Source organism: Propionivibrio sp. (genome assembly GCF_049316945.1).
In the GTDB taxonomy this organism is placed as follows: domain Bacteria; phylum Pseudomonadota; class Gammaproteobacteria; order Burkholderiales; family Rhodocyclaceae; genus Propionivibrio.
This window is the reverse complement of sequence record NZ_JBMOJE010000011.1, coordinates 57,987-68,501: the sequence shown is the minus strand read 5'-3', so window position 1 is coordinate 68,501 and position 10,515 is coordinate 57,987. Positions and strand designations below refer to the sequence as shown.

4 protein-coding genes are annotated in these 10,515 nt (G+C 60.8%); 1 reads left to right on the top strand and 3 read right to left on the bottom strand.

The features are described 5' to 3' along the window. Window positions 1-195: 195 nt before the first annotated feature. Window positions 196-3,033, top strand: a complete 2,838-nt coding sequence (locus tag ACOYNV_RS04535) for an AMP-binding protein (protein ID WP_422898554.1) — start codon at window positions 196-198, stop codon at window positions 3,031-3,033. A 566-nt stretch (window positions 3,034-3,599) separates the two neighbouring features. On the opposite strand, the gene ACOYNV_RS04530 is transcribed toward ACOYNV_RS04535, so the two are convergent. The 3 genes from ACOYNV_RS04530 to ACOYNV_RS04520 are packed head-to-tail and all read right to left on the bottom strand — an operon-like array spanning window position 3,600 to window position 10,508. Then, on the bottom strand, window positions 3,600-3,983 hold the full coding sequence (locus ACOYNV_RS04530; protein WP_422898553.1) for an HDOD domain-containing protein: 384 nt from the start codon (window positions 3,981-3,983) through the stop codon (window positions 3,600-3,602). Between the two features lie 34 nt (window positions 3,984-4,017). Continuing rightward, window positions 4,018-7,707 (bottom strand): EAL domain-containing protein, encoded by a 3,690-nt coding sequence (locus ACOYNV_RS04525; protein WP_422898552.1) that lies wholly within the window; start codon window positions 7,705-7,707, stop codon window positions 4,018-4,020. Then, on the bottom strand, window positions 7,707-10,508 hold the full coding sequence (locus tag ACOYNV_RS04520) for a response regulator (protein ID WP_422898551.1): 2,802 nt from the start codon (window positions 10,506-10,508) through the stop codon (window positions 7,707-7,709). The genes ACOYNV_RS04525 and ACOYNV_RS04520 overlap by 1 nt, the downstream gene beginning before the upstream one ends. Window positions 10,509-10,515: the final 7 nt, after the last annotated feature.

Genomic DNA, 10,515 nt, shown 5'->3' with positions numbered 1-10,515 from the left:
TCAATGCAGGTGAGAAGATAAAATCGGGAAGTTATTTCGTAGCCGTTCCTTAGCGTCAATATATTCATCGTGCAGGTCGAACTTTAACCCTGAAAGCCAGGTTACCTGGCGCGAAGGCGCAAAAGCAGGGTGTCGTCCGCTCGGCTATTATTATGCTGATCAGGAACAGAAATCTCTCGACTTGCGGAAAACACGATGGACAGCATGCTGCCTGAAACGAAGCCGTCAGATAATGGCGAAACCTCGGCCAGGCTGTTGCGCGTAGTGCGCACGCTGGTGGAAGAAACGCACCCGGGACGAACTGGCACTATCAATCCTGGCAGCCACCTGGAGCGCAATCTTGGCCTTGATAGCCTGGCGCGTGTCGAACTCCTGATGCGCCTGGAAAACGAGTTCAATACCTCGCTGCCGGAAGCGGCGCTGACTGAAGCCGAAACGGTTCGCGATCTGCTGCGCTTTATCGGGGCAACAGTAAAATCTGAAAATACCGGAATGCCCGGAAAATTCGTCGAGCTGGAACAAGAAACGATTACCGGCTTGCCTGATCAGGCGTCCACCCTCGTCGAGGTGCTCGAATGGCACGCCGCGCATCACCCGCAGCGCACCCATGTGCTGCTCTACGGCGAAGAGGGTGATAAAGGCGGGCAGCCGCAACCGATCACCTATGCCGAGTTGCTCAATGATGCGCAACGGATTGCCAGCGGGCTGATAGCGCGTGGATTGCTGGCGCGGCAGACGGTGGCGCTGATGCTGCCGACGGGTTGCAGTTATCTGGGCAGTTTCTTCGGGGTAATGCTGGCCGGCGGCATTCCGGTGCCGATCTATCCGCCGGCGCGTCTGGCGCAGATCGAGGATCATCTGCGCCGCCACGCGCACATTCTGGCCAACGCCGAAGCCGTTTTCATCATCACCGTGCCGCAGGCCAAGGGCGTTGCCGCGCTGCTGCGTGCCGAGGCGCCATCGCTGATCGAGATCGTCACCCCGGAGGAACTCGATCAGCCGCCAATAGCGTTGCGCTACCGCGCCGCTGCCGACGACATTGCCTTTCTGCAATACACCTCGGGCAGCACCGGTGACCCGAAAGGTGTCGTGCTGACCCATGCCAACCTGCTCGCCAACCTGCGGGCCATGGGCGAGGCGATTGCCGTGCGCAGTGACGACGTGTTCGTTTCCTGGCTACCGCTCTATCACGACATGGGCCTGATCGGCGCGTGGTTTGGCTCGCTTTACTTCGGCATGTTGCTGGTGCTGATGTCGCCGCTGGCCTTTCTCTCCCGCCCGTCGCGCTGGCTGGCCGTTATTTCGCGCCATCGCGGGACGATTTCCGCCGCCCCGAACTTTGCCTATGAACTGTGCGCGAAAAAACTCGCCGACGCCGATCTGCAAGGGCTTGATCTGTCCTCGTGGCGACTGGCTCTGAACGGCGCCGAGCCGGTCAGCCCGTACACCCTGGAATCCTTTGCCGCGCGCTTTGCGCCATGCGGCCTGAAGCGCGAAGCGCTGACGCCGGTTTATGGGCTGGCCGAGTGTTCGGTCGGGCTGGCCTTCCCGCCGCTGGGGCGCGGGCCGCGCATCGACGCCATCGTTCGCGAGACGCTGGTTCGCGAGCAGCGCGCCGTAGCCGCTGGCCCGGCGCTGACCGATAGCGCCGAGGTCATGCACGTTCCGGCCTGCGGCCGCGCCTTGGCGGGGCACGAGATCCGCATTGTCGATGAGGCCGATGGCGAGTTGGCCGAGCGCCGCATCGGTCGCCTGCAGTTCCGTGGCCCGTCGGCAACCCGGGGCTACTACCGCAACCCGGCGGCGACCCACGGCCTGTTCCACGATGGCTGGCTCGACTCAGGCGATTACGCCTACAGCGTTGAAGGCGAGATCTACCTCACCGGCCGGGTCAAGGATCTGATCATCCGCGGCGGACGCAACCTTTATCCCTACGAACTGGAACAGGCAGTCGGCAACATCGCCGGCGTGCGCAAGGGCTGCGTTGCCGTGTTCGCCAGCGCCGACCCGCTGACCGCCAGCGAGCGGCTGGTGGTGCTCGCCGAAACCCGTGTCACCGACCCCAAGCTGCGCGCCGCACTGAGCCAGAGAATCAACGAGGCGGCGGTCGACGTGATCGGCCTGCCGGCCGACGAGATCGTGCTCGCCCCGCCGAATTCCGTGCTCAAGACGTCGAGCGGAAAGATCCGCCGCGCCGCCTCGCGCGAGGCTTATGAAAAAGGCACGATGGCCAGACCGCCGCCACCGGCCTGGCAGCCGCTACTGCGCCTCGGCCTGGCCGCGCTGCGCGCGCGCCTCAAGGGATGGCTGCAACGTGCAATGCGCTGGATTTTTGCCGGCTGGTGCTGGACGATCTTCGTGCTATTCGGCGTGCCGGTTGCCACGCTGGTCACGCTGCTGCAAAGCCCGGCCATCGGGCGCCGTCTGGTGCATGGCGCGGCGCGGATATTTCTGGCCCTGTGCGCGATGCCGGTACGCACTACGGGAGTGCACAAGCTGCCGGAAACGGCCCATCTGCTGCTCGTCAATCACAGCAGTTTCTTCGACGCGCTGGTGCTCTTCGCCGCGCTGCCGCCAGGGCTCGGCTATATTTTTGTCGCCAAGCGCGAGTTCGTTGAACAGCCGGCAATGCATGCTTTCATGCGCGGACTGGCGACGCTGTTCGTCGAGCGTTTTGCCGCCGCCAGGAGCGCCGAGGATGTGGAAGAAATCGTCGCCGCCCTGCGGCGCGGCGAAAAACTGGTCATTTTTCCGGAAGGGACTTTCTCGCGCGAAGCCGGCCTCAAGCCGTTTCACATGGGCGCTTTCGTCGCCGCCACGCACGCCGGCGTAGCGGTGGTCGCCAGCGGCCTGCGCGGCACGCGCCTTGTCCTGCGCGACCAGACCTGGATGCCGCGTTTCGCCCGCATGACATTGGAGATCGGCGAAAAATTCCTGCCCGACGGCGACGACTGGGCCGCCGCCATCCGCCTGCGCGATGCCACGCGCAGCGAAATGCTGCGTCTTTGCGGCGAGCATGACCTGCAGGGCTGAGAGCCTGTGAAAAATTCATTCAGCCTAATCTCCCCACTCGTCACCCCGGCGAAGGCCGGGGTCCAGTTCGTCTATCTGATTGATTTCATGAATATCAGAGGTACGCACTGGATTCCGGCCTTCGCCGGATCTAGATTGACTGACTGCTTGTGGCCTGCAATGAGCATGGATAGGCGTTCTACAAGCTGCATGCCTGAAGATTGGCGTATTTATTGGCTGTACAGGCCGCTGCCTTGTAGAGCGCCTATCAGCGCGGCTTCCAGCGATGGTGCTTGTGACAGCCTCTGAGGCTGTGAAAATATCAAAAATCCACCGCAGAGGCGCAAAGGTGACCAAAGGAAATGCAGAGCCACCCTACGCGATGGATTGCCTTTCACGATAGCAGGTTTTTTCAACCTGAAAACCGCAGTTGACAGCGACTAATCGACCGCAAAGCCAGGTTTGACGCGTGTTTAGCCCTCACCCCAACCCTCTCCCGCAGGGAGAGGGAGTTTACACCCTTCTCCCCGCGGGAGAAGGGCTGGGGATGAGGGCCTGCGACATTGGCATCACATCCAACTGAGGTTTTAAGGTTCAATCAAGAGCCAGGGCCACGCGCTGGCGCAAATCGTCGAGTTCGTCGGCCGAGATGCCAAGGAAAACACGATGCTGACGACAATTTTGGTGCCCAGGCGCTCAACTGCCTGACGGACGCCGGAAATCGGACTGCCGGTCCGGTATAGCGCAGAATTTGCCAGTTTCAGCGTCGCCGCGGACAAGCTCAGGTCAGCCGCGATCAGAGCGGCCAGTCTGGGCAGGTCCGGCGCGTCCTTTTGTGACTCAGCCATGGCCTGCATCACGACCGCCGGGCAGGCCGGGATATCGATTGAGGCAATGACTTTTTCCAACTGATCGTTTTGGTCGTTTGTCGGCGAAAATATTTCCGGGGTCATTACAGCATGCTTGGTCATGGTCTTTACCGCTTGCTGATTATGTTTCTGGCAATCAATTCACGCTTTCCCGCACCAGCACCTTCAACTGTCCAATCAACGCATCGCGCAGGCCGTGAAGATCACCCAGCCTGGCCAGCGCCTGCGGATTCCGGCCCTTGGCCCGGTGATCACAAAGCTTTGCGGCCAATACATGCACCTCCAAGTGTAACTGTTTGATGAACTGGTAGGCGGGACGCTGGCCATGGCGGGCTTGACCCTCGCCATCCAGCCACTGGTCGAGACGGCTTTTCTGGCGATTCGGCGGCGGCGCTTTGCATTCGCCATTGAGAAAGGCCTCGAAGGCCAGCACCCAGGCGCGGTGCTCGACGCTGGCGAAGAGCAGCGGTAAATCGTCGCGACTCACCGCCGGCAGTCTGGCCCAGGACGGATCGGGCCGCCAGGCAAGCGCCCAGCCCGGCAGGCTGGCGGCCGGCATGGGGCGGGCGATACCGTTGCCCTGCGCCAGATCGCAGCCGAGTTGCAGCAGCATCTCGCCGTGCTCCAGGGTCTCCACGCCTTCGGCGATCACCTGGCGGTGGAAGGCTCTGGCCAGACCAAGGACGCCTTCCAGGATGGCCAGATCATCCGGGTCGTCGAGCATGTCGCGCACGAAGCTCTGGTCGATCTTGAGCTGGGTGACCGGCAGGCGTTTCAGGTAGGTGAGGGAGGAATAACCGGTGCCGAAGTCATCGAGGGCACACATTACCCCGATCTCCCGGCAGGCCTCGATCACCCGGGAAGCCCCGGCCAGGTCTTCCAGCGCGCTGGTTTCCAGCACCTCCAGTTCCAGGTCGCCCGTCCGGATGTCCGGATGCGCTGCCAGTTGCGCACTCAGGCGCTCGACGAAGTTCGCCTGCAGCATCTGGCGGGCACTGACATTGACGCTGACCTTGATATGCAGCCCGGCCGAACGCCACAGCACCATCTGGGTCAGCGCGGTGTCGATCACCCATTCGCCGATTTCGATGGCCAGCGGGTGATCCTCGATCACCGGCAGGAAGACGGACGGCGGCAGCAGGCCTTTCTCCGGGTGTTGCCAGCGGATCAGCGCCTCGGCGCCGATTACCATGCCCGTGCGCATATTCACTTTGGGCTGGTAATGGAGCACGAATTCGCGTGCGGCGATGGCGCGGCGGATGTGCTCCAGGCTTTCGTGGTGCCCGCGGACGTTGCTGTCCTGTTTGGCGTCGAAGACGTGATAACGGTTCTTGCCGGCCAGCTTGGCCTGATACATGGCCTGGTCGGCCTGGCGCATCAAATGGTCAGCGTCCTCGTCTTCTTCCTGCGGGTAGAAGGTGACGCCGAGACTGGCCGAGACTTGCAGCACGCGGTCACCGATATGCACCGGCTGGGCCGCCGCAGCGAGCAGGCGGTTGAGCATCGGCACACTGGCTTCGATGTCGGCCAGGTCGAGCAGTACGGCGACAAACTCGTCACCCCCCAGTCGGGCCAGGGTGTCGCCTACGCGCAGTACCTGCTTCATGCGGTTAGCCACGGTCATCAGCAACTGGTCGCCGATTTCATGCCCGTGGCAGTCGTTGACGGCCTTGAAGCCATCGAGGTCGAGGTAGGCCACGGCCAGCGGTAGCTTGCGCCGCTGGGCCTGAGCCATGGCCTGGTGCATGCGGTCGGCGAGCAGCACGCGGTTGGGCAGTTTGGTCAGCACGTCGTAGTGGGCGAGATGTTCGAGCTGCCTTTCGTGCTCCTTGAGCGAGGTGATGTCAGAGAACAACGCCACGTACTGCCGGATATTGCCCTGGGCATCGAATACGGCGCTGACGGTTTGCATCTCGACGTACACCTCGCCGCTTTTGCGCCGGTTCCAGATTTCGCCATGCCAGTGGCCGTTCTCGAGCAGGGCGCGCCACATGGCCGCGAAGTATTCCTTGCCATGACGACCAGATCTGAGCAGGCGCGGGTTCTGGCCCAGGACTTCATCACGGCTGTAGCCGGTGATGCGGGAGAAAGACTCATTGACGTCAATGATCAAGCCGTCAGCCGACGTGATCATGATGCCTTCACGGGCGCAGGTAAATACGTTGGCGGCGAGCAGGAGTTTTTCTTCGGCCTCTTTGCGGGCGGTCAAATCAATATCCACACAGAACAGTTCCGGTAATCGCCCCGTTTTCTTGACCAGCGCATGGCTGGAGAAAACCGGCACCGGGGAGCCGTCTTTGTGCTTCAGCAGTATTTCGCCGGCTGGAATGGGTTCGCCGGTTTCAACCATCTGCAGCATGGCCTCGGTCACGCCATCAGTCATTTCCGGCAGGATGATGAGATCCAGCAAATTGGCGCCCATCGCCTCGGCATGACTGTAGCCGTACAAATTCTCCGAGGCATGGTTCCAGAAGATCACCGTGCCGTCCTGTGCATAGCCTTGAACCGCCACGCTCGGAATATTCTCCATCAGTGAGCGGAAACGTTCCTCGCTCTCGCGCAGCTTTTCTGCAGCGACACTGCGGTCAATGCCTATGCTGGTCAGGCGGGCGCATTGTTCGATGAGGTCAAGGTCGGATTCTGAAGGCGTCTGCGCTTGATGATGATAGATGGCCAGGGTGCCAAGCACATGACCCGATGAGGAGAGGATGGGCTGCGACCAGCAGGCGCCCAATCCAGCGCGGCTAGCCAGTTCCTGGTAGCGCGCCCAATACGGATGCGTCTTTATGTCGTCAACGATGACCCGCTCGCCGGTTAAGGCGGCCGTTCCACAGGAGCCGGCACCGATGCCGATTTTGATTCCGTCGATGGCTGCATTATAGAAATCGGGCAGGCTGGGGGCAGAACCCGTTCGCAGATGATGGCCTTGGCTATCGAGCAACAGGATGCTGCACAGCATCGCCGGATGGAGTTCCTCCATGCCGCGCACAATGGCGTCAAGAATCGTGGAAAGTTGCGCAACTCCCACCAGCAGTTCCAGTGTGCTGCTGCGAAACTGTTCATACTTCTCGGCTTGCTTGCGCTCGGTAATTTCACGAGACAGCGTAATGAACTTTGCTGCCTGTCCGGGGTCGGTGGCCTTGCGGGCAACGGAAAGCTCGAACCATTGATTGCCCTGCGGCCGCTGCAGTTGGTATTGCTTGCCAGTAGAGAAGCCATTTTCATGAGCATCCAGCAATGCCGACATGCACACTGCGGCCGCATCGGGTGGCAGTATCTCGTTAGCTGTCCGGCCGAGAAAGCACTCGGGCGGTATACTTAGCAAGTCGCTGCGCGGGGAGTGGTAGCCAAGAAAGCGGCCGTCCAGATCAGTCTCGAACATCAGATCGGGGATGGCGTTCAGAATGGCTTGATTGCTGGCATTGGCCGAGCGCAGTTCCTGCCTGGCCAAACAAGCGCGGAACAGGTAGATCACCCGATGCCCGATCAGCGACCAGGAGACCGGCTTGGCGATGAAGTCGGTGGCGCCAGCGTCATAGGCGAGCTTGATCGATTCCTCGTCGTCCATGCCGGTGACCATGACGATGGGCAGTTCATCGCCCACCCTGGCGCGTAATGCGGCACAGACCTGGTGGCCATCCATGCCGGGCATGTCGACGTCGAGCATGACCATGTCGAAGGCTCTGGTAGCGAATTGGCTCAGGGCATCCTCGCCATCCACGGCAAGGCTGACGGCGAAGCCGGATTCCTCCAGGGTGGCCTGCATCAAGAGACGTGAGATTGGCTCGTCGTCAACGACCAGAATCCATTGCAAAGTGTGCGACATCAGGCTTCTCCCAGTAATGCGTGCATTTCCAGCGCCACCAATTCGTAGGCCTGTCGCATCGCGCCGAGAAGAGGCTCGGCTTGCTCCAGATTGCCGTCCCGCCCCAAGGCCTCCAGTTGCCGGAACAACCCGGAGAGTGTTTGCGCGCCGACATTGGCGGAACTCGATTTGAGGTTATGGGCGCCACGACGCAAACCATCGGCATCCCCCACGGCAACCGCCTGATCGATCTTCCGGAGCGTGTCTGCCGTAGATTCCAGGAAAACCCGCAGGATCTGCTTGATCAGGCCACGTCCACCAGTTGGATCGAGTTCCCGCAGTTTTTCCAGAAACTGCAAGTTGATCGCCCGCCCGTCTTTTTCTTCAAGAACAGTATCGGCGGCTGTGGTCTGGATTGTTCCGGCCGCATGGTCGATGGCCGGAGTCATCCATTGCGTCAGCTTGCTTTCCAGTTGGGCGAGGGTGTACGGTTTGGTCAGGTAATCATCCATGCCGGCGGCCAGACATTTTTCGCGATCTCTGCCCATGGCATTCGCAGTCAGCGCGATGATCGGCAGACGAAAAGGGGTACGACCTGGTGTGCGCCCTGGTGTATTTTCCTCGCGCAGGCGGATGAGCGCCGTGGCTTCATAGCCGTCCATTACAGGCATATGGCAATCCATCAGAACCAGGTCGAAATTCCGGCTATCCATCAAGGCAATGGCTTCCTGGCCATTGTTGGCAATCACTATCGGTAGGCCCAGTGCCGCCAGCATGGCTTTGGCGAGTACCTGATTGACCAGGTTGTCCTCAGCCAGAAGCACACGGCCCGACAATACGGGCTTCGCCGAAGAAGGCGTATCGCCTGCCTGGAGCTTGCCTGGCACGGGAAACTCCAGCGAATCGCAGAGTACCCCGCGAATGACATCGAACAATTCCGCCTGGCGCAGAGGCTTGGTGACGCATCGCAGGATGCCTGCCTGCGCACGCTCCTCGGTGTTACCCACGGCGTAGGTCGAGGTCAGCATGATCAGCCGGGTCGTCGCCAGTGCAGGCAGGGCCTTGATGGCGCGCGCCAGTTGCAACCCGTCCATCCGTGGCATGCACATGTCCAGTATGGCCAGATTGAAGGGGGGGCCAGCCTCTGGCTCCAGAGCCAGCAACATGAGTGCCTGCTCGCCGCTTTCGGCACAGGTGACGTCCATTTGCCAGCTTTCCAACTGGCGTCGCAAGTTTTCAAGATTGGTCAGGTTGTCGTCCACCACCAGCACACGGGCATCCTTCAAGCCGTCAGCGGCAAAGGGGGTGGGCAACATGGTTCGGGCCTTGGCCAGTGTCAGGTCGATGCAAAACCGGGAACCTGACCCCGGCACGCTTTCCAGGCTGATCTGCCCGCCCATCAGTTCGACCAGTTGCTTGCAGATCGCCAGGCCCAGCCCGGTGCCGCCGTAAATGCGTGTCGTGGAGCCGTCCGCCTGGGTGAAAGGTTCGAACACTTTTTCCTGCGCTTCGGGCGGGATGCCGATGCCGGTATCTTCCACCGTCAGGCGAATGTGTATCTTGCTGCCCGTTTCTTCGGGCAGGCTGACGCGCAGGATCACCTCGCCGTGTTTGGTGAACTTGATGGCGTTGCTGAGCAGGTTGGCAATGACCTGGCGCAAGCGTACCGGGTCGCCTTGCACCATCAGCGGAGCCTGGATCAACGACAGGTCGGTAACCAGTTCCAGCCCTTTTTCCTCGGCCGGCTGGGCGAACATGAGCAGGGAATCCTCGATCAGTTTGCCCAGACTGAAGTCCACGGCCTCCAGTTCCATGTGCCCGGATTCGATCTTGGAGAAATCCAGGATGTCATTGATGTTGTTCAGCAGATGGTTGCCGGAACACTGGACGGATTCGGCAAAATGGCGCTGTTCGGCATTGAGCGGGCTGCTCAGCAGCAGTTCCGTCATGCCCAGCACGCCGTTCATGGGGGTGCGGATTTCATGGCTCATGGTGGCCAGGAATTCGCTCTTGGCGCGGCTGGCCGCCTCGGCCGCTTCCTTGGCCAGCACCAACTCGGCTGTCCGGCTCGCCACTTTTTCCTCAAGGTGATCGCGGTAAGAAATCAGGCTCGCGTCGCGCTCCTGAATCTGCTCCAGCATGCTGTTGAACCCCTTGGCCAGCCGGTCCAGTTCGGTAATGTCGATGGCTTGTGCGCGGATGCTGTAGTCGGCCTTTTCGGATATCTCGTCGATCAAGGCGGTCAGACTGGAAAGGGGTTGCAGCACCGAGGCACTCAGCCGCCGCAATAAAAATCGGGCCAGTAACAGAGCCAGCAGGGCGGCGGCAAGGGCGATCATCGCCTGCCAACCCATATGCTCATAAAGCGCCCCTAAATCGACCCGAATGAGCAGCGCACCGAGTATCGTGCCGTCGTTAACGATGGGCTGGACCAATTTGATGTAATCAATATCATAGGACGCTGATTCGTGGAGCGAAGCAATGGATGCGGGCACGTCATGCCCTTCGGCCAGATAGCGGACAAACAGCTTCCGCTCGTCGTTATAGATGGCGGCGGAATGTACGTCCGGGGAATGTTGCAAGGACTGGAGCAGTTCAAGCGCTGCCCGGTCATCATGGAACATCAGGGTGGCGCCGGCATTTTCGGCCAGCACCCTGGCCTTGGCCTGGCTGCCTTCGACCAGGGAGTGCAAATTGATGGCGAAACTGCTGATGATGACAAGCACCGCTACGAGGGTGAGCGTGCCCAGTGTCACTTGATTGATCCGCTGCAAGCGGTCGCCAAGGCGCGTGGTTTTCGGTGCACTGTGCTCGAGTTTCACTGATATA

What these genes read in the sequence shown, in the direction of transcription:
- ACOYNV_RS04535 (WP_422898554.1), top strand. Translation starts at nt 196, where the DNA reads ATGGACAGCATGCTGCCTGAAACGAAGCCGTCAGATAATGGCGAAACC.
- ACOYNV_RS04530 (WP_422898553.1), bottom strand. Translation starts at nt 3,983, where the DNA reads ATGACCAAGCATGCTGTAATGACCCCGGAAATATTTTCGCCGACAAAC.
- ACOYNV_RS04525 (WP_422898552.1), bottom strand. Translation starts at nt 7,707, where the DNA reads ATGTCGCACACTTTGCAATGGATTCTGGTCGTTGACGACGAGCCAATC.